The organism is Sphingomonas sp. PAMC 26621 (genome assembly GCF_000251145.1).
Lineage (GTDB): Bacteria > Pseudomonadota > Alphaproteobacteria > Sphingomonadales > Sphingomonadaceae > Sphingomonas.
The window spans coordinates 1-22,661 of the sequence record NZ_AIDW01000038.1 but is presented as its reverse complement, the minus strand read 5'-3'; the positions used below and the strand labels follow the sequence as shown (position 1 = coordinate 22,661).

Genomic DNA, 22,661 nt, shown 5'->3' with positions numbered 1-22,661 from the left:
GGGCCAAGCACTGGACGGGGACCGGGGGCTTTGCCGTCGAGCAAGCCGTCGGGCCCGCTGGTATTGAAGCGCAGCACCCAGTCTCGAACCGTCTGCAAACCAACGCCGCCGACCTGTGCCGCCGCGTGCCGCGCACCACCATCGTAAATCACCGCCAGCGCCAGCAGCCGCCGGACCTGATTGGCGTCACCGCTCAAACGCGCCAACCTTCGAAGACCAGACCCGTCGAAATCGTCCCTTAGCCCAACCGCTGATGCCACCGCCAACCTCCCACCGTTTGCGATGTTGAATCAGATCATGACCGACTTGGGAATCCCCGGCGCTGAGTCAGGCTCCGAGGGACTTGGTATTACATTGGTGATCCATTGGCGCAGGCAGCGTGAAAAAGGCCAAACCGGGACAGCGAAAGTGGCACTGATTGCCGCAATGGGTTTTCTAAATCATGCCTGACGTGACCCCCGTCTTTTATCCAGCAGCAACCAGAGACCAACCGTTGTTGTGAGGGTCCCCCGGTTTCTCATCCAGTCCTGAGGTGAGTATCCGGCGTTTATTCGGCGGCTATCTTGGCCGCGGCAGCAGCATATTCGATCGGCGTCAGCCAGCCAAGCGATGTGTGAGGACGGCTCTCGTTATAGTCCCGCCGCCAAGCCTCGATCTTGGCTCGGGCGCCCTCGAGCGACAGGAACCAATGCGTGTTCAGGCATTCGTCCCGTAGGCGGCCGTTGAACGATTCCACGAACGCATTGTCCGTCGGCTTGCCAGGCCGGCTGAAGTCCAGTGTCACGCCGTTCTCGTACGCCCAGCGGTCGAGCGCTTTCGAGATGAACTCCGGCCCATTGTCCACCCGGATACTCTGCGGTGCGCCACGCGACAGCGCGATCCGCGCCATCGCCTCGACCACCTACTCGCCTTTGATACCCTGGTCGACGTCGATCGCCAGCGCTTCGCGCGTGAAAGCGTCCACCACCGTCAGCGCCCGCAGCCGTCGGCCATCGAACAGCGCGTCCGAGACGAAGTCCATCGACCACATCTCGTTCGCCGCCAAGGCTGCCGGCTGTCGTTCGCGGCTGGCAGCGCTGACGTTGCGTCTGGGCCGCTTGAGCCGAAGGCTCAGACCATCCTCCCGGTAGAGCCGGTACACCCGCTTGTGGTTCACGAACCATCCCTCCCTGCATAGCAGGGTGTAAATCCTGAAGTAGCCGTATCGCGTCCGCGTCGCCGCCAGATCGCGGATGCGCAGCAGCAGCGGCGCCTGATCCGGCCGATGCGACACGTATCGCACCGACGAGCGATCGACGCCGAGAGCGACGCAACTACGCCGTTCGCTCACCTGGTGGGACGCCTGGACGTGCGCGACTAGTTCGCGCCGTCGCCCAGGCGTCAGAGTTTTTTTGCCAGAACATCCTGCAGGATGTGCTTGTCCAGGCTCAAGTCCGCGACCAGCTGCTTGAGCTTGCGGTTCTCCTCCTCCAGCAACTTCAGACGCCGCAGCTCTCCAACGCCGAGCCCGCCGTACACCTTCTTCCAGCGGTAGAAGGTCTGCTCCGAAATCCCCATCCGACGGATCACCTCCGCCACCGGTGTGCCCGTCTCCGCCTGCCTCAACGCGAACGCGATCTGCTCGTCTGTGTACTTCGACTTCTTCATGCCCCAGCTCCTTGCCTGCAGGCTTCTCAAGGCCGGAAAACTCTCGCTCAAACTGGAAGAAAAAACAGGGAGGACGTCAAAAGCTCCAGACGCAAAAATCTTAGTTAATGCTTAAGAGAATTGGCGCATCACTCCACCGAATGGGAGACTCGTCGTGTCGCTAAAAGAATTCGGTTTTGAAGCGGTAGCCTTAAGCGATCTCGATGCGATGACCGTCGACGAACGCGATGCCTTGCCGTTCGGCGTGATCGGTTTCGAAGCCGATACGATCGTGCTGTCGTATAACGCGACCGAGGCGCGCATGGCAGGGCTGGATCCGGCCTCGGTCATCGGTGTGCCCTTCTTCGAAGCCGTCGGGCAGTGCATGAACAATTTCCTGGTCGCCCAGCGGTTCGAGGACGAACCAGAGATTGACGATATCGTACCTTACGTCCTGACCTTGCGGATGCGTCCGACCAGAGTGCGTCTGCGCTTGCTGGCCACTCCCGGCATGCCACGCCGCTATATCCTCATCGAACGATGAGGCCGCAATCGTGAGCGATACATCGAGCGAGGAACAGCTTCTCGAGTTCTTATACGCCTGTCCCGTCGGGCTGATCGAATGCGATGCCGGCGGCCAAATCGCGCTGATGAACCCGCATGCTATGCAGCACCTTTTGCCGCTGGCCGGCCCGCGCGACCCCGGCAACCTGTTTGCGGCGTTGGAGCAGCATGCGCCCGAGATTCGCAGCCTCGCTGCCTCCTATGGGCCGGCCACGGGTCGTATCTGCGACGGGCACCGCATCTTCGTTGATCTTGGCACCCGGCGGCGCACAGCGGTGCCCAAGGTACTGGCGTGCACGCTGGTGAAACTCGGCCCCGATCGGCTGATGGCAACGCTTGCGGATATCAGTCAGCAGGTCGTTCAGGAGGAACGGCTGCGCCAGGCTGATACCTGGTTCGCGACGCTATTGGACGGCGTCAATGATTATGCCGCCCTGACGATCACGCCGGACGGGCGAATCGAATCGGCCGACCCTTGCTTCACACGCCAAACGGGACACGCCTGTGCCGACGTGCTCGGACGCGATCTCACCGACCTGCTAAATACCGATGCGACCGGCGGCGACCTTCGGTTGGACGAGCAACTGGAAATCGCAGGACGAGACGGGTGGCATCTCCAGGAGGGGTGGCAACAGCGCGCGGGCGGCGACCGCTATTGGTGCCAGCGGTTGGTTGTGGCACGCTCCGAGGGGAAGGATACGCTCGCGTCAGGGTTCTCGGTCGTCCTGCGTGATGTGCCGCGACGCGAAGAGGCCGCCGAGGACTTGCGCCGCTTGCTGACATGCGATCATCTGACGGGGGCCGCGAACCGCAGGCATTTCGGGCAGGTGATGGATCTCGAGCAGGCGCATTGGCGCGATCTGCGGCAATCGCTTTCCCTGATCGTTCTTGATCTCGATCACTTCAAAAGCGTCAACGACACGTACGGCCATCCGGTGGGCGACATCCTGCTTTGCCGAGTGACTGAGGTGTGTGCTGCGCTGCTCCCGCCGCGCGGGATCTTCGCACGGCTCGGAGGTGAAGAGTTCGGTGCCCTCCTGCCGCGCTACGACAGCAATCAAGCAATAATCCTCGCTGAGGAAATGCGCACGGCGATTGCCGCGATTGAGGTTGAGAGTGCGAGTGGTCCCGTGACCGTGACGGCAAGCCTGGGCTGCGCGACGTTGGAGGAAGCCGAGGGTTCTATCGACGCCCTTATCGCTTTGGCAGACAAACGCCTCTACGTCGCCAAGCACGCCGGACGAAACCAGGTCTGCCATAGCCAAGGCTGCGCCGCGTGACGCTGCCCGGATTACAGCGTGCCGCCGCACTTCGCGTCGTCTGTGCCGTCGTTGAGGTTGAGATGCGTCGGCTACGCGACACGGACTATCCGAATGCGGGCGGGAGCTGGCTGGAGTCGACGCTTATTGGCGACGAGGGATTGGGGCTTGATTCGATGGAGCAGCTCGGTGCGCTTGGTGCGCTGGCCGAGACGTTCCATCTTGATGACAGCTTGCTGAATGATGCTCCGCCGCGAACGGTGAGCGACTGGGTCGACTTGATCATGCAAGCGAACGCAGCGGGCGATGGGCGGATGACGGTCGCCACGTCCGGATCGACCGGTAGTCCACGTTCGTGTATCCATGCTATCGCGGATCTGCTCGATGAGGCCGCATTCTTGGCGACGCAGTTCACAGGGCGCCGCCGGGTGGTGGCGATGGTGCCGGCGCACCACCTATACGGGATCATCTGGATCGGCCTGCTGCCCGACGCCTTGGGTGTGCCAGTCGTCGTTCGCACGATAGGCGCGCCGCTAGGGCTGACTGCGGGCGATCTCGTCATCGCGGTGCCGAACCAGTGGCAAGCGATGCATAGCCTGATCCGGTGCTTTCCCGAGGATGTCGTCGGTGTCAGTTCGGCTGGGTCGCTGGATGACGGCGTCGCAACGGGACTGCTTGCAGCCGGGCTTGCACGACTGATCGATATCTATGGTTCTTCGGAGACGGGTGGGATCGCGATACGGGATATGCCGGCGACCGCTTATGATCTGCTGCCCCGCTGGCAAGTGCTTGCGCATGGCGAGCACGATTGGCAGCTTGCAGACCGCCATGGCCGCTTTTTTGACCTGCCCGATTATATCGAGCGCACCGGTGATCGCACAGTGCGGCCGATCGGCCGGCGCGATGGGGCCGTGCAGGTCGCCGGACATAATGTCTGGCCAGAGCGCGTCGCGCGAGAGCTGCGAATGGTGGACGGCGTCGCTGATGTTGCGGTGCGGCTACATGCGAACGGACGGCTGAAGGCATTCATCGTACTCCAGCCGGATCGGGATGCTGCGAACATGTCGGCGCTGATCGAGCAGATCATTTCCACCCGCCTGACCGATCCCGAACGCCCAAAGAGCTTTCGCTTCGGAGCAGCGTTGCCGCGCAACGCGATGGGAAAACTGGAAGACTGGGTATGAAGCATTCACCGATCACCGCGTCCGACACAGTGCCCACCCCACCGCTGGCAATATCAACACCGTGCCAGGGTTGCCGGACGGGAGAACCGCTCACTATGGCAATCACGATGGCTTTCCAACCAATCGTTGATATCGAGACTGGGTCCGTCTTCGCCTATGAAGCGCTGGTCCGGGGGGCGGATGGTCAGTCTGCCGGCGAGGTGCTGTCTGGCATCGAGCACGACATGATCTACAAGTTCGACCAGGCGTGTCGGGTGAAGGCGATCGAACTGGCCGGCGCACTCTTCATCCCCGATGGCGATGCGAAGCTGTCGATCAACTTCATGCCCAACGCCGTGTACGAGCCGGACGCATGTATCCGCGCGTCGCTCGCCGCTGCGCGCCGCGTTGCATTCAATCCTGGTCGGCTGATGTTCGAGTTTACTGAGAACGAGCGAATGCTCGATACCACCCATGTCCAGCAGATTATCGAAGCCTATCAGGCGCGCGGCTTCATCACCGCGATCGACGATTTCGGCGCGGGCTATGCCGGCCTCGGACTGCTGGCGGATTTGCGTCCAGATATGCTGAAGCTCGACATGGCGCTGATCCGTGGGATCGACAGCTCGGCCGCTCGACGGACAATTGTCGCGAACGTGGTACGCATGGCCGATGAGCTTGGCATCGGTTGTATCGCCGAGGGGATCGAGACCGCGGCCGAATTGCAGACACTGCGCGCGATCGGCCTCCGCCTTTGTCAAGGATACCTGATCGCGCGTCCCGCAATCGAAGCGTTGCCGTCGTCCGCGATAGCGGCGTCGGCAAATCGTTAGCGACGCCCCAAGACGGACAGCCAAACGCTTTGTTCGAACGATAAATAACGCCTTTTGGCCATGATGCTCGATCAGCGATACGCAGGCCCATCGAGACAATGGCCCTGTATTCGCTAAAGACCTTTGTTAAGCCCAAGAAGGCCTGCCGCGCCGCGCGCGGAAGGCAAGACGGCTAGCCGTGGCCGTATCGAGCGCCTGTAACCCATTCGGGGCGGTCGCCGATCGCCTGCTTCAGAACGAACGAATGGCGGGTTTTGTCCTGAGCTACCGTTCGCGGCGTGTCCGAAGAACGGCCTAGATTGGTCGATATCAGCCGGATCACCCGGCCCACTGAACGACGGCTATTGCAATAACGGCAACCGAAACCTGTCTGTCCCCCAACCGCAGTGTTGATCATAGCCGCCGCGGTATGAGCGCATTGTCCGCCAGTCGGAATCGAGTTCTGCAGCGGCCAAATCCTGTCCCCGCAACCAAATCCACACCACAAAAGCCCCGTCCCTCACCGGACGGGGCTTTCGTGCGTTCTGTCCTGACTCCCGTCTTTCATCCAGTAGCGCACGCGAGACGGGGTACTAACCCAACTCGCCAGCCTTGCCGCCAGGCAGGCCCGCACAGCGGCATTGCACCTCCTCGCCGTTCCCTGTGATCCGCGCCAATTCCCTGTGCCACGCCACACTGTTCCATCCGCCTGGACGGAACGGTCAGGCCAAACCGTGGGCTATGATCATTCGACACCGCAAACGGATTAACCCCGCACCAGCCAACCCGCCGCCATCAGGCGTGGTGGCGCCCACCATCCAGCGACTGCCGAGGACCGCATAATCAACCGGTTACCTTCCCCCCTCTCATACCGCCGGATCACCACGTCGTGTTACGGCTCCATCACCGAAAGGAGATCGTCGACGCTTCCGGTCGCGAAGGCGGTATACTCGTCGCCAATCGCATAGGGCAGCAGGATACGCCGGCCGTGCAGCAAAGCGCCGCAGCTGTAGGTTACGTTCGGGACATAGCCCCCACGCTGTTCCGCCGAGGGGAACAACACGGGGGACGGCGTGCGGGCGAGGACCTTGCCGGGATCCGCCTTGTCGAGCAGGCATGCCCCGACGCAATAGCCGCGCACCATGCCGACTCCGTGGGTGAACAGGAGCCAGCCCTCGTCGATCTCGATCGGCGAACCGCAATTGCCGATCTGGACGAACTCCCACGGATATTTCGGCCCCATGATCCGCGTGCCGATTTCCCAATTGAAGAGATCGTCGGAATACAGCAGCCACAGGTTCACGCTGTCCTGTCGCCCGATCATCGCGAAGCGGCCGTCGACGCGCCGCGGGAACAGCGCCATGCCCTTGTATCCCGCCATCTCGCCCGTAAGCGCGCGCATCTCGAACGTCCGCTGGTCGACCCCGCGGAGCAATTCGCCCCGCGCCGAGGTGCCGTCGAACGCGGTGTAAGTGCCGATCACGCTTTCCACCCCGTCGTGGTCGGTAAAGCGGACGAGCCGCAGATCCTCGACGCCCTGCCGCTGGCTGGGCAGGGTCGGAAAGATCACGGTTTCGGAAATGTCCTCGCTGTCGTCGGCGCGCATCCGCACCCAGCCATCGCTTTCACTTTCGATCCGCGGCGGGACGCCCTGTTCGCTGGGGGGATCGACGATGAGTCCGGTGCCACCGTCCCAGGTTCCGGTCCGGAACGTCACCGACGAGATGTGCCCCTCGCCGACGCCCCGCAACGAAAGGATGAAACGGACGCTGTCGTCGTTCGCATCCTGATCGGGCAAGGTCACGATGCTCGGGTTGAACAAGGCGGCGGACTCGAACGCATATTCCTGGCTGTAATAGGCGCCGAGCAGGATCCGGTCGCGCTCCTCGACGACCTTAACATCGCCAAGCTCGCCCTCCACTTCCGCGAAGCGCCGGAGGAACAGGGCCTTCGCATGGTGGTGGCGTGCGTCCATCGACTCCGTCAGCAACCGCAGCATGCGGTCACGTGTCTCGGGTTCCAGCGCGAGGACTCGCGCGGCGACGTCCTGCGCGCGCGTCGGTTGATGATCGAACGCTTCGGGATAGGAGAAGCTGAACGGTCGGATGACGGTGCGCGAGGGGTCTGGCTTGAGTTCCACGTCCAGCGTGGTGAACACGTCCGCTGCGATCATCCGCCTCAATCCTTCTGTGCTGCCTTGTCCGAAAGGCGATACTCCTGCCGCGCCGGTTAGGTCCGCAATCATCGGTCTGGCGATAAAACTTTACGGTTGCGACACGGGCGAGCCGGTCTCTGCCGAGCCACGCCGCCAGTAGGACAGGAAGCCGCGTGCTTTATGGAACAGACGGAACAGATAGAACCGCCGCACCCCCGCATGCGTCGTGACGGGGCGTAGCACGTCCAGCCGCAGGTCGCAGACATCGGTGAGCACCATCCGTCGGACGCGTTTGTCGTTGAACAGGTGCTTGGCATATAACGCGCCGTCGCCAAAGGCGTAGCCCGCCAGCACACGGGTTTCGTCGCGGATCTCGCGGCGGCCGTGGTGATGGTCGACGACGATCAGCGGATCGTACAGGAGCGCGATCCCCAGTCTGCTCGCGCGGAGAAGGAAATCGGTGTCTTCCGCCGCCACGAACGGCGCGCCCGCGCCGAAGCGTTCGTCGAACGGTCCGACCGCCGCGAGCACGTCGGCACCGAAGGCGAGGTTCGCCCCCATCACGAACCCGCCCGGAAACATGCCCGGCGGTGCGACCATCGGGTGATCCTCGAGCTTGACGGTGACGGGCAGGTCGGCGGGGTTGCCGAGCAGGATCCGCCCGCCGATGATCGCGGGGCCCGGTGCTTTGGCGAAAGCAGCGACCAGATTGGGGACATAATCGGGGTGGAGGATGCAATCGTCGTCGGTCATCGCGACGATATCCCCGGCGCGATGCACCAGTCCGCGGTTGCGCGCGCGTGCGAGCCCCGGGCGGGGTTCCTCGACCGATATCACGCGGAACGGCTGTTCCGCGCGCCACTGCGCGATCAGACCCGGGGTCGCGTCGGTCGAGCCATTGTCGACGAGGATCACCTCGACCGCGATTCCCTCCGCCGCCGAGACGGCGCGGGAGACCGATGCGAGGGTCGCGGCGAGCGACGCGCAACGGTTGCGGGTACAAATCAGCAGGGTGACGGCGGCCTTGTCCATTACCGGCTTTCGCTGCGCCGTTCCGCAAGGTGCAAGGCCTGCGCCGGGCTCGTCGCGCATTCCATCGCGGCGGCGGCGGGCCAGGCGGCGACATAGGCCGCGAGCTTGCCGTACGTATTGTCGAGCACGACGTGCGGCAGATCGAGCAGGTCGGCGAGGATGTGGCCGTGGAGCCGATCCGTTACCAGCACGCGCCCGCGCGACAGCAACCGCAGCCCGCGCGCGACGCGGTTGGCAGCTTGCGCGGTGCGCGCGGCTGGGTCGCTGCCGGGAGGAAGATCCGGATCGTCCTCCAGCCAGTCGACGACTGTCGCCTGCCCGGAGTCGGGCGGCGCGTATCCCAGGCGTTCGTCGTCGGTGCGCAGCAGCATCAGCAACGCGCAATCCGCGGTCGCGCGCGTTTGCGGGCCAAGTGCATAGGCCGAGTCCGGCGCGAGCCGAGTCTCGCACGCGAAATGGCGGTGCGCGAAATCGAGGCTGCGGGCGTCGCGGACGTAGAGGGCAAAGTCCGGGTGGTCCGCCACCAGCGTGGCGAACCGGTCGGCTTCGGCGGGCACGTCGAACTGGATCGACTGGGGCAATTGGACGACCGGGCGGTCGCGGATCGTCGCGAGGATGGTTTCGCGGAACCGCTGGTGGTGCGGCCAGATGTCCCCCAGATTCCCGCCACCGTGGAGGAACAGCACGCCCTCGGGACAGGCGCGGCGAAACGCGGCTTCGTCGAAATCATGCCAGGTCGAGACATAGTCGGGGTCGCGCCCGGTCAGTGCGCGCAGCAGGGTTACCTCGCCGAGCCAGATCGCACTGTCGCCGACATTGGCGTGATCGGGGAAATCGACCAGCGCATAGCGCGTACCGGGTGCGACATGCGCGCGGTACAGGGCGTGCAGGGCGGCCTGTTGTGCTGCGATGTGATCAACCGTCACGCGCGCACCGCGCCATGTTCGGCGCGATGTTCGGCGATGACCGCGCGGTACAGCGCCTCGCACCCGTCCAGCCAGACATCGCGCGTGAACAGCGCCTCGACCCGCGCGCGTTGCGGCGCGCGCGGGAGCGCAGTCGCCGCGATCATCGCATCGGCAAGCGCGGCGACATCGCCCATCGGCGCAAAGCACCCACCCGGGCCGATCACCTCGCGCGCCGCGCCCATGTCGAACGCGGCGATCGGCACCCCGCACGCCATCGCCTCGACCGCGACCAACCCGAAGGGCTCGTCCCAGCACGGCGTGAAGACGAACACCGACGCGCGTCCCATCGCGTCCGCCAGCGCGGTGCCCGCGATATGACCGCCGTAGCGGACCGTTTCGCCCAGCAGCGGCTCGACCTCCGCCGCCCAATACTCGGGGTCCTCGATCGCGCCGAACAGCGTCAGCGGGATCCCCGCCAGACGCGCGGCCTGCGCCGCGAAATGCGGGCCCTTGTCGCGCGTCATCCGCCCGCACCAGACTGCGTGGCCGTCACCTTGCGGACGGTACGGCCACGAGGCGGGGTCGATCCCGTTGTAGAGCACCGAGGCCTGCGGCGGTGCGCCGTCCGGCCACCACGCTTCCAACTGGCCGCGCGACGTGACGGTGAGGCGGTGGCCGGGCACCGCACTTTCGCGCACGAACCAGTGCAGCGCGTCATACGGGGGCACGTGGAGCGACGTGACGGTCGGGACCACCGCGGTGCGCCGCGGTTCGATCGGGAAGCGGTGGAGGCTGTTGTTGTGGACCACGTCGAACCTGCCCACCGCGATCCGGTCGCACGCGGCTTCGTAGCCCGCGTCGATGTGCGCGATCAGCGGCGCATGGCCGCGATGCTCCGCGCCCGGGAACTGCGCTTCGTAATGGACGGGAAGGACCGGATCGATCGGCAGGCCGGGGTCGCTGTCGCCCGAGGCGAACAGCACGACGTCATGCCCGCGCGCGCGCAGCCCGGTCGCGAGATGCCAGCAGTGCGATTCCATTCCGCCCGCGAAGGGCTGGCCGATCCGTTGCCGGACATGCCCGAGGATCGCGATCCTCATCCGGTCGACCGGGCGCGCTCGGACGCTGCGAGTCGGTCCTCGAGCAGGCGGATGACGGTCGCGGTATTGGCGTAGGGCTGGTGGCTCTGCTGCCCGGTCAGCGCGCGGTCGGCGTCGTCGGGGCGGCGCAGGATGCGGATCGGCTGCCCCGGTGCGAGGTCGACCAGCCCCATCAGGCGGAACGCCTGGAGCCAGTGCCCCATCGTGCGATACCCCCATTTGGCCTCGAACACCTCGGCGTTGCGCACGACGCTGTCGAGATGATGGACCGGCGGCATGTGGTGCGGGTGATATTGGTGATAGGCGAGCCCGCCCTTGATCCACGCGATCGGGACGCCCGCGGTGTCGAGCACCTTGCCGAAATCGGTATCCTCGCCGCCATAGCCCGAATAGCGTTCGTCGAACCCGCCGACGCGGAGGAAGGTCGCCCGCCGCATCGCGAAGTTGAGCGACCAGAAGCAGCGGTAGTCGTTACAGATCTCGATCCCCTCGGGCGGCGGCCCGCGGCGATCGGAATGTTTGACCGCGACCTCGGCAAAGGCGTCATACGACCAGTCGCCATCGGTCGCCCCGCCGGGCAGGTACAGCACTTCGCCCATCAGCAGCCCGTCGAGTTCGGCGATGAAGCCCGCATAGTCCGCGAGCAGAGTCGGCGTCGGGATGCAATCCATGTCGAGAAAGACGAGGACGTCGCCCGTCGCGGCGCGCGCCGCCACGTTGCGCGCTGCGGCGAGCGGAAGTGAATCCGCAACGACCTGGACCTGGCGGATCGGGAAGGGGGCGTCGGGGAGGTCGTACAGCGTGTCCTGCATCACGGCGACGATCAGCTCCGCCGGCGGCACGGTCTGGCGCATCAACCCGCGGACGACGTTGACGAGGTGGTCCGGGCGCCCCTTTCCCAGCGTGACGACAGAAATTTCACTCATGGATATTGCTCGGTTCGAAGAGGATCACGGGACGAGAACCCGCGGGCGCAGTTTGGTATCCTGCGGCGGAGTCAATCGCCCGCGTTACCGAACGCCGCGACGACGCTGTCGTCTTCATCGCGGTGCCCGAAATCGTCAGTCGCCGGGCATGCCGGTCATTTCGCGCCAGTGATCCCTTGCGGGTTACCAGACGCGAGCACGCCGCCGCCGACCGCCTGATAGAGCGCGACGGTATCCGCCATCCGTGCCGCGCGGGCCTGGATCAGCAAGGCGGTCGCCTGTGCGCTCGCCGCGGTCGCGTTGAACACCGTCAGCGTCCCGACCCCGCCCAAGGCGAGCTGGCGGCGCGTGAACCGCAGGTTCTGCGTCGCCGCGTCGTTCGCGCGGGTCGCCGCGTCGAGTGCGGCGGCATCGGTGCGCAGCCCGGACAGGCTGTCCGCCACGTCGGCGAACGCCTGCAACGCCGCGCTGCGATATTGCGCCTTGGCGCTGTCGAGCGCGGCTTCGGCGACGTGCTGCTGCCCGCGCAACGCGCCGGCGTGGAAGATCGGCTGCGTCACCCCGCCGAGCAGCGCCCAGAACGGATTGCCACTCGCGAACAGACCGCCGAAATCGACCGCGGTGCTGCCGCCGGTCGCGGTCAGCAGGATGTTGGGCAGGCGGGCGGCGATCGCCACGCCGAGATCGGCTCCGGCACCGCGCATCTGCGCTTCGGCCGCGCGCACATCGGGGCGGCCCGCGACGATCTGCGCGGGCAGGCCGACCGGCAAGGTGTCCGGCAGCGTCAGCGTTTCGAGCCGGGGCAGGTCCGGGAGCGGAGTCCCGGGCGCGACGCCCAACAGCAGCGCGATCAGCGTGCGCTGGTGATCGCGCTGCCGGATCAGCGGGGGGAGCAGGGCTTCCGCGGTCGACAGCACGGTCTGTTGCGCGGCGACGTCCGCCGCGCCGATATCGCCGAGCGCCTGGCGGCGTTGCAGCATCTGCAGGATGTCACGATTGCCCGAAATGCTGTCGTTCGCGGCATCGATTTGCGCAGCGAGCGAGGCATGCTGGATCACCGCGAGCACGAGATTGGCGACGATCGTCGTCCGCGCGGCAAGCAGGCGATCCCCCGCGACTTCCGCCGCGGCGCGCGCGGAGCGCTTGCGGTTGCGCTCGGCCCCGAACAGGTCGAGCGGATAGGTGACCGAAAGCTGCGCGGTATGCAGCGTGTAGAGCGTCTGGTTCGGGTCGGCGAGCGGGCTCTGCAGCGCCTGCGACACCCGCGCGCGCTCGACCTGGTAGGAGGCGTCGACCTGCGGCTTGCCTGCCGCCCCGGCGATCACGAGCTGCGCGCGCGCCTGGCGAAGCGCGGCATCGGCAACCGCAAGATCGTTATTGGAGCGCAACGCCCGCGCGACCAGCGTGTCGAGGACGGGGTTACGGAAGCGGTGCCACCATTCGGCATCGAGCGCCGTGCCGGGTGCGATCGTCTGGTCGGGGCCGCTGGCGGCAGCGATCCGTTCGGGCCGGACGGGCGGCGCGTAGGACAGTGCGGTGGTCGGATGCTGCGGACCGACCGTGCAGCCGATCAGCAACAACGGCGCAGCGAGCGTGACGCGCTTCATGCCGGTTCTCCCTGCGGGATGACGGGATGCGGGCGATGCCCGACGTCGCGCCCGTGCGCGCCGCGATCCTCCGGACCCACATGCCGCGAGAAACGCCCGATCAGCACCGGCAACACCAGCAGGATCAGGATCGGCGCGAGCCCCATCCCGCCGACCACGACGAGCGCGAGCGGCTTCTGCACCTGGCTCCCGATTCCCGCAGAGACGGCCGCGGGAAGCAGTCCGATCGCGGCGGCGAGGCACGTCATCACCACCGGGCGCAGGCTCGTCTGGACGGTGCCCGCGATCGCGGCGTCGCGGTCGAAGCCCTGGTCGATATGCTGGTTGAAGGTCGTCACCATCAGGATTCCGTCCATCACCGCGATCCCGAACAGCGCGACGAAGCCGATCGCCGCCGAGATGCTGAATGCAGTCCCGGTCAGCGCGAGCGCGAGCACGCCGCCGATGATCGCCATCGGGATCACGCTGAAGCTGAGCAGCGTGTCTCGCACCGAGGAGAAGTTGGCGTAGAGCAGCACCAGGATCAGCGCGAGGCTGATCGGCACGACCACCTCGAGCCGGTTGACCGCGCTCGTCAGGCTGCCGAGTTCGCCCGCCCATTCGAGGCTGTAGCCCGGCGGGAGCGTGACGGTCTTCGCAATCCGCGCCTGCACCTCGTCCACCGTGCCGCCGAGATCGCGGCCGCGGACGCTGAACTTGATCGGGACGTAGCGTTCCTGATGCTCGCGATAGATGAACGATGCGCCGGTGGTCAGGCGGACCTTTGCGACTTCGGACAGCGGCACCTGGATCGACCCGGTCCCGCTCGGCGACGGCGCGCCGATCGTGATCCGGCGTAGTGCCTCGAGGCTGTCGCGCTGCGCGTCCTTCAATCGCACGACGATCGGGAAGTGCCGGTCAGTCCCGCGCTCGTACAGGTCGCCGCTGCTCTGCCCGCCGATCGACGCGGCGACCGCGGTGTTGATGTCGTCGGGCGTCAGGCCATAACGCGCCGCCGCACCGCGATCGATGTCGATCTGGACGGTCGGTTGCCCGAGCGAGTTGGAGATGCCGAGGTCGGCGACGCCGCGGACCTTGGCCATCTGGTCGCGGATCTGCTCGGCGATATGCTGGAGCGTCGCCAGGTCGGGGCCGAACACCTTGACCGAATTGGCACCCTTCACGCCCGACGAGGCCTCCTCGACATTGTCCTGGATATATTGCGAGAATTCGAAGTCGACGCCGGGGAAGCGCGCCTGCAACCGGTGTTGCAGCTCGGCGGTCAGCGTTTCCTTGGTCACGCCCGCGGGCCATTGGTCGGCGGGTTTGAGCGGGGTATAGAATTCGGCGTTGAAGAAGCCGGTCGCATCGGTCCCGTCATCGGGGCGACCGTGCGTCGAGATGACGCGCTGGACCTCGGGATAGGCCGCGATCATGTCGCGGATCGCGTTGACCGAGGGCTGCCCCGCCTCGAGCGAGATCGACCCGGGCAGCGACGCGCGGATGTAGAGATTGCCTTCCTCGAGATGCGGCAGGAACTCGATCCCGAGCGAACGCATCCCCACCAGCGCGGTGACGAGCAGCAGCGCCGCACCCCCGAGCGTGATGATCCGGTTGGACAAGGCGAAGGCGGCGGCGGGTTCGTAGATTGCGCGCAGCTTGCGGACGACCCAGGTCTCGACCTCGTCGAGCGAGTCGGGGAGGAGCAGCGCGGACAGCACCGGCGACACCGTGAAGGTCGCAATCAGCCCGCCTGCGATCGCATAGGCATAGGTCTTCGCCATCGGGCCGAAGATGTGCCCCTCGACCCCGGTCAGCGTGAACAAAGGGATGAAGCTCGCGATGATGATCGCGGCGGCGAAGAAGATCCCACGGCTGACTTCGCTCGACCCGTGGAGGATCGCGGAGAAGCGGCTCGCCGGGGTGGCGTGGCCGTGCCCGCTTTCGATCGCGGCGGAACGTTCGACCATGTGGCGGAAGATGTTCTCGACCATGATGACGCTGGCATCCACCACCAGCCCGAAATCGAGCGCGCCGAGCGACAGCAGGTTGGCGGATTCGCCCTGCACCGTCAGGATCAGCACCGCGAACGCCAGCGCGAACGGGATGGTCAGCGCGACGATCACCGCGCTGCGCAGGTTGCCCAGGAACAGCCACTGGAGCACGAAGATCAGCAGGATCCCCTCGACCAGATTGTGCATCACGGTGTGCGTGGTGACGCCGATCAGTTCCGAACGGTCATAGATCCGCTCGAGCTTGACGCCCGGCGGCAGGATGCCGGACGCGTTGATCGTCTCGACCTCTTTCTGGACCGCGTTGATCGTCGGCATCGATTGCGCGCCGCGCTGCATCAGCACGATGCCCATGACGATGTCGTCGTCCGCGCCTTCGCCCGCGATGCCGAGCCGCGGGGCATTGCCGATCCGCAGCGTCGCGACGTCCTTGACCAGCACCGGGTTGCCCGCATTGGTCGTGACGAGCGCGTTGCGGATCGCATCGGTCGACTGGATCAGCCCGACCCCGCGGACGATCGCCGCCTGCGACCCGAAGTTGATCGTCTGCGCGCCGACGTTGCTGTCGCCCTTGCTGATCGCGGCGAGCACCTGCGAGACGGTCACGCCGTGCGCGACCATCCGGTCGTTGTCGACCACCACCTCATAGGTGCGCAATTTGCCGCCCCAGCCGGTCACGTCCGCGACGCCCGGGATGCGCTTGAACCGGCGTTGCAGCACCCAGTCCTGCAGCGTCTTGAGGTCCATCACCGAATAGCCCCTGGGCGCGGAGATGCGGTAGCGGTAGATTTCGCCGATCGGGCTGGTGGGGGAGATCTGCGGCTGCGCACCGCCGGGCAGGTTGCCGAGCTGCGACAGGCGGCCGAGCACGCGCTGCTCGGCTTCGGCGAAGGTGTAATCGTAGCTGAACTGGATCCGCACGTCGGACAGGCCGAACAGCGAGATCGAGCGGACCGAGGTGATGTGCGGCACGCCCGCCATCGCGACCTCGACCGGGATGGTGACGTTGCGCTCCATCTCCTCCGCCGAGACGCCGTTGCTCTGCGTCAGCACCTCGACCATCGGCGGGACCGGGTCGGGATAGGCCTCGATGTTGAGATTGTAGAAGGCGATCCCGCCGGCCAGGATCAGCCCCACCAGCAGCATGAGCACGAGGATGCGCTGGCGCAGCGCAAAGCCGACGATGCCGTTCACGTCAAAGCCCCGCTTCGTTGACGAACAACGCGCCCGAGGTGACGATCCGGTCGCCCGCCTTCAGGCCAGCGACGATATGGTCGACGCCATCGGTGCTGTCCGCGACCTGGACCGGGCGTGCGTAGAGATAGCCCTTGGGGCCGGCGACCCAGACGACCGCCTTGTCGCCTTCATGGATCACCGCGTCCGACGGGACATAGATTCCGGTCGGCGCGCCGCTGCGCTGCTCGATCGTGAAGCTCGCGAACATCTGCGGTTTCAGCGCGCCGTCGTCGTTGCGCACGGTGGCGCGGACGGGAAGACGGTGCGTCGCCGGGTCGAGTGCCGCGCCGACATTGTCGATCACCGCGTCGAACACCCGGCCCGGATAGGCCGGCGTGGTGACGCGCGCACGGTCACCGACATGGACGCTCGCGGCATCGCCTTCGGCAAGCTGCGCGATCAGCCAGACGCGGCTGGCGTCGGCAATCGTCATGATCGGCTTGTCGCCGCCCGCGGTGACATATTGGCCCGGCGCGACATCGCGGCTCGCGACCACGCCCGAAACCGGTGCGCGATAGACGGTCTGCGCCGAGATCGAATCGCTGCCCGCCTGCAATCCACGGATTTCGGTCGCGCCCTTGCCGAGCAGCGACAGTTTGTCGCGCGTCGCCGCCAGCGCGGCATCGGCCGAGCGCAGCGCAGATTGCGCGGTGACGAGGTCGCTTTGCGCCTGGCGGTAATCCTTCAGCGCGCCGCCTGCGGTCTGGTAGATCGCGGCCTGGCGGGTCGCGGTGTCCTGCGCGATGTGGACCTGCGCGGCGGCGGTCGCGCGCTGCGCGCTCGCGGTGAGGAACTGGTCGCGTGCTTCGACGAAATCGGGCGAGGCGACCCGCAGCAACGGCTGCCCGCGCGTGACTTTCTGCCCGGCCTGGACGAACACCGCGGCGACCTGACCCGAGAAGGGAAGCAGGACGGGCGTGCTGCTGTCGCCGTTGACCGCGATCGTCCCGGTCGCCTCGAGCCCGCCGGTCGTCGCCCCGTCGCGGACGGTCAGCAGCTTCATCGCCGCCAATTGCTCCCTGGTCGGCGCGAACGATCCGGCCGGGGCGGCATGCGTCGTCGGCTCGGCCGGCTTGGTCGCCGCGCCGATCACCGCGACCACGACGAAGATCAGGACGATCACCGCCGCCGCGATCGCGAGGAGGCGGAGTTGTGCGCGCCGGTCCAGTTTCCTGGTGGTGGGGAGGGCAATGCTATGGTCGGTCGTCGCCGTCATCTCGGTCTCGAACTCGCTTGCGAGGCAGGGGGAGGCGGGGCGATAGGCGGCTTGGCTTACAGCAGGCTTACAGACCTATTTTGGGGTAAGCGTTTCTGCAAAGCGGCGCACGAGCGGAAGGCCAGGCGAGACGATGCGGTTGTTGTTGGTGGAAGACGATCGGGAACTCGCCGAGGCGCTGGGGGCGGCGCTCCTGCGGCGCGGCATGGCGAGCGATCATGCCGCTACCGCCGGCGACGCGTTGCTGATGGCGGACGCCGCCCGGTACAGTGCGATCGTGCTCGACCTCGGCTTGCCCGATGCGGACGGGCTGGAAGTCCTGCGCGCGCTGCGGGCGCGGCTTGATCCGGTCCCCGTCGTCATCCTCACCGCGCGCGGCGATACCGCGGCGCGGATCGGCGGGCTCGATTACGGCGCCGACGACTATCTCGCCAAGCCGTTCGACGTCGACGAACTCGTCGCGCGGTTGCGCGCGGTGCTGCGACGGCAGGGCGGGTTCGGCGGCGCGGAGCTGGTCGTCGGCAATCTCCGCTTCGATTCGGTGGCGCGCGCGCTGGACGTCGATGGACGCCCGGTCCTGCTCTCGGCGCGCGAACTGGACCTGATCGACGTGTTGCTGCGGCGACCGGGGCGCGTGGTGGTCAAGACGCTGATCGAGGATCAGTTGTTCGGCCTGTCGGAGTCGCTCGGGTCGAATGCGGTCGAGGTGTATGTCCACCGCCTGCGACGCAAGCTCGAACAGGCCGGCGCGACGATCGTGATCGAGACGATCCGGGGGGTCGGCTACATGCTGCGGGCGTCGGCATGAGGATCGGTTGGCCCCGCTCGCTGATCGCGCGGATCCTGTTGCTGGAGGGAACGGCGATCGTGTTCGCCATCATCCTCATCCCGCTGCTGACCGCATCGGTGCTGCATCGCACGAAGGCGGTGTACCAGGAGAAACTGCTGCTTGCGCAGGCGCAGGACATCGCCGCGGAAGTGACGTCGACGCCGTCGGCCCCCGGGCGCATCCTGCTCCCCCCGGCGCTCGAGGCGCTGTACGCGGGCACGTATGACGGACGCGCGTTCGCGATCGTCACGGCGGCGGGGCAGGCGGTGCGGCTCAGCCCGCATGCGCAGGGCGTGCCGTGGCGGGCCGCCCAGCGTCGGCGGACGCCGCAATCGTTCAAGCGCGGCAGCTATGTCCTGGTCAGCGTGCCGGTACGGATCGCGGATACCGCCTTGTGGATCCTGGTGTCGCAGGACGAGACTCGCCCGGGCGCGATCACCGACGACATCACCCGCAGCTTCCTGACTCGCTACCTCGCGCTGCTGTTGCCGATCCTGCTGCTGCTGCCGCTGGTCAACAGCGTGCTGATCGCGCTGCTGGTGCGCACCGTCCGCAAGGTATCGGACCGTGCCGCCGCGATCGGCCCGCGCAGCCTGCACGTACGGCTTGCCGACGCAGGATTGCCGACCGAGGTGCGCCCGCTGGTCGAGGCAACCAACAGCCTGATCGAGCGGCTGGAACAGAGTTTCGAAGCGCAGGCCGAATTCGTCGGGAATGTCGTCCATGAATTGCGCACGCCGCTGGCGACCCTGCGGATCCGGCTCGATGCGGTTCCCGACGACACGCTGCGGGCCGCGTTGCTCGCGCAGGCGGACCGGGTGTCGCATGTCGTGTCGCAATTGCACGATCTGGCGCGCGCCGATGCGATGGTGGCGGAGGATCAGGTCGCGGTCGACCTCGTCGCGGTCGCGCGCGACACGCTGACGGAGGTCGCGCCGATGATGCTGGCCGGCCGGCATCCGCTGACGCTGGAAGGGCCCGAAGCGCCGGTCTGGGTCAGGGGCAATCGCATGCTGCTGGCGATCGCCTTGTCGAATTTCCTCAGCAACGCGGCACGGCACACGCCCGACGGCACGCCGATCGAGATCGCGGTCGATCCCGCCGGGGTGCTGGCCGTGACCGACCGGGGGCCGGGGATTACCGTCACGGACCGAAGCTTGCTGACGCAGCGGTTCTGGCGGGCAGATCATCGACGATCGGACAGTGCCGGGATCGGGCTGTCGATCGTTCAGCGGATCGTCACGCTGCACGACGGGCGGCTGGACATCACCGACGGACCGGACGGCGGGACGCGGTTCGCCATGGTCATCCCGTTGGCGAAACACTAGCCGGGACGGGATCGGCGGCACCGGCGTCCCCGGCGGGTCCGTCGCCCGCGCGGTTGCGCACCGCGGAAGGCACGGGGAATTGCAGCGTCGCGACCGTCGTGCCGGAGATCCGCGCATAGGCGATCGTGCCGTCGATCTGGCTGGCGAGCATGACCAGCAGGCTTCGCCCGTTGCGATCCTTGGCGTCTCCGCGGCGGAAGCCGACGCCATTGTCGGTCACGATCAGTTCGGCGCAGTCCGGGCGGAAGGCGTGGCGGTGCAGCGACAGCAGGACCTCGCCGCCATCCCCGTCGGGGAACGCATGTTTGCGGACATTGGTGAGCAATTCGTTCGCGATCAGGCCGAGCAGGCTCAGCGTCCGTACCGGCAGGCGGAGGGTTTCGGCGATATCGGCGCGCAGCGAAATCGACCCGACACTCAGCGTCGAGAGTTGCAGGTCGTCGCAGAGGTCGAGCAGGAACTGGCGCGCGGCGACGGCATCCTGCGTATCGCGGTCGCGGACCTCGAGCCGCTGGTACACGCGCCCCAGCACGACCAGTCGACCACTGATGTCGACCAGGGCATCGCGGGCCTCGGGGCTGGTCGCGTCGCGCGCCTTGATCGCGGCCATCGAGACCATGATCGACAGATCGTTCGAAAGGCGGTGCGCCAGTTCCGAATGCGCCACGCCGCGCCATTCCGCGATCTGGCGACTGGCCGCCACGTCCGCGGCGAGAAGCGCGGACAGCGTATCGCGGCGGCCGACATACCACGCCATGATCACCCCGGTCGCGATGACCGCGATCAGCCCCATCGCGTGATCCGGATCGCTGACTGCGAATCCTTCCCCGGGCAGGATGAAGGCCAGTTCCAGCGCGCCGACCGCGACCATGACCGAGGTCGGCCCGCGCCCGGCGAGGAACGCCACGATCGCGAAAGCCAGGCATGTCATTCCAAAGGTCGGGGCCGCATTGTTGGGCGCGGCAAGCGTGCACCCCGCGATGACCGCCGTTTCGAACAGGACCGCCAGGATCGTCGCAACGATGGCTCGTAGGAAGCGCGATGCCATGAAGATCCCTCCAGCTGAAGCGGAGCCGTAACGCCCTGAAAGCAGGGTCGTTATCGCCGCGCGATGCGGGGGGATTGGGCGCTGCGGCTTACACGGGCCTTACAGCGCGATGGCGCGGGGGGCATTTGTCCGGGGCGGAAGCATCGCAGGGTCCGATCCGGATCGGTGGAACCGACCCGGATCGATCGCCTCAGCGGATCAGGAACGCGCCCTTATAATCCTTGTCCGCATCGCCCAGCACCGTGCTGCTGAACTGATACGTCCCGCCGCGGCGCGTGACCGGGGCCTGGAGCCGCACGGTCATGCGTTCACCCGACGCCAGGACGACCTGCCCGTCACCGATCTTGTTCTGATCGCGCGGCAGCACGCGGGCCTGGTCGAAAAAGGCTTTCTGGGTGAGATTGTGGCCCTTGTCCGACCGGTTGGTAATGCGCAGCACATAGCGCGCGCCCTGGCGGAGCGGGATATTGCGCGGAACGAAGCCGTCGTCCGTCATCGTGACGGAGACGACCGGCGCCTTGTTCCAGTCGGGGGCCTGGGCGGCGACCGGGGCGGCCAGCGCGATCATTCCGAGAAGGATCGATTTCATGTCGGGTCTCCTATTCCATTGACCTGACCGCAATGTCGCAGCGCCCGCTTCGTTCCGCCGATCGCGAAGGGTGCCAGCAGTTCGGCCCTTCCCTTCAGGGGAGGGGATGGGGCGGACTTACCGAGCGCGCTCTGCTGGACTGCCCCACCCCAACCCAACCCCTCCCCTGAAGGGGAGGGGCTTTCTGGTGCCTGTTGCATCGGGATAAAGCGTTGCGGCGTAGTCCGGAAACGCCGGCACGATCCTGCATGGATCTGGAACGCCTAGCCGGACCCCCGACGCGATCGCTGCTTGACCAACCCCCACCACTAGTGGAACATAAAGAGAACATACCGAGTCTTACCGTCATGTCGCCTGTCCCCGAGTCGTCCGCCTCCCGTATCGCGTATCTGCGGAAAGCCAGTCTTCCGAGCGTGGATTTCCGTGTCCTGCCGTTCGGGATCTGTGCGCTCGATTCGCATCTTGGCGGTGGGGGCCTGAGGACCGGGGCGCTGCACGAAGCCGCCGCGCTGACCCAGTCGCTCGCCGACGATGCGGCGGCAACGCTGTTCCTCGCGGGGATCGCCGCGCGCGAGGCGGCGAGCGGCGGCGGGCCGGTGGTGTGGGCAAGTTGTCGCAGCGATCTGTACGCGCCCGGACTCGCGCAGGCCGGGCTGGCGGCGGCAAACGTGCTCCATGCGCAGCCGCGCAACGAGGCGGCGCTCCTCGCGGTGATCGAGGATGCGGTGCGCGACGGCACGCCGTCTGCGATCGTCGCGGAGGCGGGCAAGGTCTCGATGGTCGCGACCCGGCGGCTGCACCTGGTCGCGGCGGAAGCCGATATGCCGGTGCTGTTGCTGCGACGCCGCCGCAACCGCGAGCAGGATCCGCTCGCCGAGCCGTCTGCCGCCTGGACTCGCTGGCGCATCGGCAGCGTCGCGTCGGGTCGGCTTGGCGTCGCCGGGGTCGGGCGTCCGCGCTGGTCGGTCGAGCTTGCGCGGCAACGCGGGGGCGATCCTTTTTCCATGATCCTGGAGGGCAGTGATGAGACGGGTCGTCTCGCTGTTCCTGCCGAACTTGGCCGTCGAACGGCTGAGACGGCTGGAACGGCCCGCCACGCGGCAGCCTGACCGCCCCGCGCTCGCGCTTCCGGTCGCCGACGACCCCGGTGCCTGCTCCGCCCCCCGGGGTGGAGGCTGGCGGCCCGGGGCGCGGTGGGCGCGCGGGGGCAGTGCGTCGCGCGCCGAGGTGGAAGCCGAGGCCAGCGCGCTGCCGCTCCACGCCCAGCCGCCG

18 protein-coding genes and 1 pseudogene are annotated in these 22,661 nt (G+C 66.7%); 7 read left to right on the top strand and 12 right to left on the bottom strand.

Translation table 11 applies throughout. From position 1 onward, the window contains the following. Both RI03_RS18790 and RI03_RS18785 read right to left on the bottom strand, forming a co-directional pair. Positions 1-284: helix-turn-helix domain-containing protein (locus RI03_RS18790; protein ID WP_443208566.1), on the bottom strand; the 284-nt coding region annotated here is incomplete at its 3' end. Positions 285-547: 263 nt separating this feature from the next. Next, positions 548-1,647, bottom strand: a pseudogene (locus RI03_RS18785) (IS3 family transposase). A gap of 154 nt (positions 1,648-1,801) precedes the next feature. Between RI03_RS18785 and RI03_RS18775 the strand changes: the two are divergent. From RI03_RS18775 to RI03_RS18760, 4 genes are all read left to right on the top strand, one after another. Then, positions 1,802-2,170 (top strand): phosphonate transporter, encoded by a 369-nt coding sequence (locus RI03_RS18775; protein ID WP_010219194.1) that lies wholly within the window; start codon positions 1,802-1,804, stop codon positions 2,168-2,170. A gap of 10 nt (positions 2,171-2,180) precedes the next feature. Beyond that, complete coding sequence (locus RI03_RS18770; protein WP_010219193.1) at positions 2,181-3,470, top strand: sensor domain-containing diguanylate cyclase; 1,290 nt, start codon at positions 2,181-2,183, stop codon at positions 3,468-3,470. Continuing rightward, the gene (locus tag RI03_RS18765) at positions 3,467-4,633 is read left to right on the top strand and encodes an AMP-binding protein (RefSeq protein ID WP_026046867.1); all 1,167 of its coding nucleotides are present in this window, start codon (positions 3,467-3,469) and stop codon (positions 4,631-4,633) included. Before RI03_RS18770 ends, RI03_RS18765 begins: the two co-directional genes overlap by 4 nt. A gap of 95 nt (positions 4,634-4,728) precedes the next feature. Further along, a complete protein-coding gene (locus RI03_RS18760) occupies positions 4,729-5,445 on the top strand; it encodes an EAL domain-containing protein (RefSeq protein ID WP_010219191.1) in 717 nt (238 codons plus the stop codon). A gap of 871 nt (positions 5,446-6,316) precedes the next feature. On the opposite strand, the gene RI03_RS18755 is transcribed toward RI03_RS18760, so the two are convergent. From RI03_RS18755 to RI03_RS18720, 8 genes are all read right to left on the bottom strand, one after another. Then, positions 6,317-7,597 (bottom strand): glycoside hydrolase family 130 protein, encoded by a 1,281-nt coding sequence (locus tag RI03_RS18755; protein ID WP_010219190.1) that lies wholly within the window; start codon positions 7,595-7,597, stop codon positions 6,317-6,319. Between the two features lie 90 nt (positions 7,598-7,687). Continuing rightward, on the bottom strand, positions 7,688-8,611 hold the full coding sequence (locus tag RI03_RS18750; protein WP_010219188.1) for a glycosyltransferase family 2 protein: 924 nt from the start codon (positions 8,609-8,611) through the stop codon (positions 7,688-7,690). Further along, a complete protein-coding gene (locus RI03_RS18745; RefSeq protein WP_010219187.1) occupies positions 8,611-9,537 on the bottom strand; it encodes a polysaccharide pyruvyl transferase family protein in 927 nt (308 codons plus the stop codon). The genes RI03_RS18750 and RI03_RS18745 overlap by 1 nt, the downstream gene beginning before the upstream one ends. Next, entirely contained in the window at positions 9,534-10,619 is a 1,086-nt protein-coding gene (locus RI03_RS18740; RefSeq protein WP_010219186.1) for a glycosyltransferase, read from the bottom strand. The genes RI03_RS18745 and RI03_RS18740 overlap by 4 nt, the downstream gene beginning before the upstream one ends. After that, positions 10,616-11,545, bottom strand: a complete 930-nt coding sequence (locus RI03_RS18735; protein WP_010219185.1) for a galactosyltransferase-related protein — start codon at positions 11,543-11,545, stop codon at positions 10,616-10,618. The genes RI03_RS18740 and RI03_RS18735 overlap by 4 nt, the downstream gene beginning before the upstream one ends. A gap of 155 nt (positions 11,546-11,700) precedes the next feature. Further along, complete coding sequence (locus tag RI03_RS18730) at positions 11,701-13,152, bottom strand: efflux transporter outer membrane subunit (RefSeq protein ID WP_010219184.1); 1,452 nt, start codon at positions 13,150-13,152, stop codon at positions 11,701-11,703. Beyond that, positions 13,149-16,337: an efflux RND transporter permease subunit gene (locus tag RI03_RS18725; RefSeq protein WP_010219183.1), complete on the bottom strand. Its 3,189-nt coding sequence runs from the start codon at positions 16,335-16,337 to the stop codon at positions 13,149-13,151. The genes RI03_RS18730 and RI03_RS18725 overlap by 4 nt, the downstream gene beginning before the upstream one ends. Position 16,338: 1 nt before the next feature. Next, the gene (locus tag RI03_RS18720; RefSeq protein ID WP_010219182.1) at positions 16,339-17,595 is read right to left on the bottom strand and encodes an efflux RND transporter periplasmic adaptor subunit; all 1,257 of its coding nucleotides are present in this window, start codon (positions 17,593-17,595) and stop codon (positions 16,339-16,341) included. A 133-nt stretch (positions 17,596-17,728) separates the two neighbouring features. On the opposite strand from RI03_RS18720, the gene RI03_RS18715 reads away from it, so the two are divergent. Together RI03_RS18715 and RI03_RS18710 are read left to right on the top strand one after the other, a co-directional pair. Then, positions 17,729-18,403 (top strand): response regulator transcription factor, encoded by a 675-nt coding sequence (locus RI03_RS18715; protein WP_010219181.1) that lies wholly within the window; start codon positions 17,729-17,731, stop codon positions 18,401-18,403. After that, entirely contained in the window at positions 18,400-19,752 is a 1,353-nt protein-coding gene (locus RI03_RS18710) for a sensor histidine kinase (protein ID WP_010219180.1), read from the top strand. Before RI03_RS18715 ends, RI03_RS18710 begins: the two co-directional genes overlap by 4 nt. Here RI03_RS18710 and RI03_RS18705 read toward each other — a convergent pair. Both RI03_RS18705 and RI03_RS18700 read right to left on the bottom strand, forming a co-directional pair. Continuing rightward, positions 19,730-20,800, bottom strand: coding sequence for a sensor histidine kinase (locus RI03_RS18705; protein WP_010219179.1), 1,071 nt, complete (start codon positions 20,798-20,800; stop codon positions 19,730-19,732). The two genes, RI03_RS18710 and RI03_RS18705, sit on opposite strands and share 23 nt — an antisense overlap. Positions 20,801-20,990: 190 nt before the next feature. After that, a complete protein-coding gene (locus RI03_RS18700; protein WP_010161707.1) occupies positions 20,991-21,389 on the bottom strand; it encodes a cupredoxin domain-containing protein in 399 nt (132 codons plus the stop codon). A gap of 413 nt (positions 21,390-21,802) precedes the next feature. Here RI03_RS18700 and RI03_RS18695 point away from each other — a divergent pair, with 413 nt between their 5' ends. Then, complete coding sequence (locus RI03_RS18695; protein ID WP_010219178.1) at positions 21,803-22,498, top strand: ImuA family protein; 696 nt, start codon at positions 21,803-21,805, stop codon at positions 22,496-22,498. Positions 22,499-22,661: the final 163 nt, after the last annotated feature.

Bases quoted from the DNA above. Each gene is read 5' to 3' on its own strand.
- RI03_RS18760 (WP_010219191.1), top strand. From the start codon at position 4,729: ATGGCAATCACGATGGCTTTCCAACCAATCGTTGATATCGAGACTGGG.
- RI03_RS18755 (WP_010219190.1), bottom strand. From the start codon at position 7,597: ATGATCGCAGCGGACGTGTTCACCACGCTGGACGTGGAACTCAAGCCA.
- RI03_RS18750 (WP_010219188.1), bottom strand. From the start codon at position 8,611: ATGGACAAGGCCGCCGTCACCCTGCTGATTTGTACCCGCAACCGTTGC.
- RI03_RS18740 (WP_010219186.1), bottom strand. From the start codon at position 10,619: ATGAGGATCGCGATCCTCGGGCATGTCCGGCAACGGATCGGCCAGCCC.
- RI03_RS18735 (WP_010219185.1), bottom strand. From the start codon at position 11,545: ATGAGTGAAATTTCTGTCGTCACGCTGGGAAAGGGGCGCCCGGACCAC.
- RI03_RS18730 (WP_010219184.1), bottom strand. From the start codon at position 13,152: ATGAAGCGCGTCACGCTCGCTGCGCCGTTGTTGCTGATCGGCTGCACG.
- RI03_RS18720 (WP_010219182.1), bottom strand. From the start codon at position 17,595: ATGACGGCGACGACCGACCATAGCATTGCCCTCCCCACCACCAGGAAA.
- RI03_RS18715 (WP_010219181.1), top strand. From the start codon at position 17,729: ATGCGGTTGTTGTTGGTGGAAGACGATCGGGAACTCGCCGAGGCGCTG.
- RI03_RS18710 (WP_010219180.1), top strand. From the start codon at position 18,400: ATGAGGATCGGTTGGCCCCGCTCGCTGATCGCGCGGATCCTGTTGCTG.
- RI03_RS18705 (WP_010219179.1), bottom strand. From the start codon at position 20,800: ATGGCATCGCGCTTCCTACGAGCCATCGTTGCGACGATCCTGGCGGTC.
- RI03_RS18700 (WP_010161707.1), bottom strand. From the start codon at position 21,389: ATGAAATCGATCCTTCTCGGAATGATCGCGCTGGCCGCCCCGGTCGCC.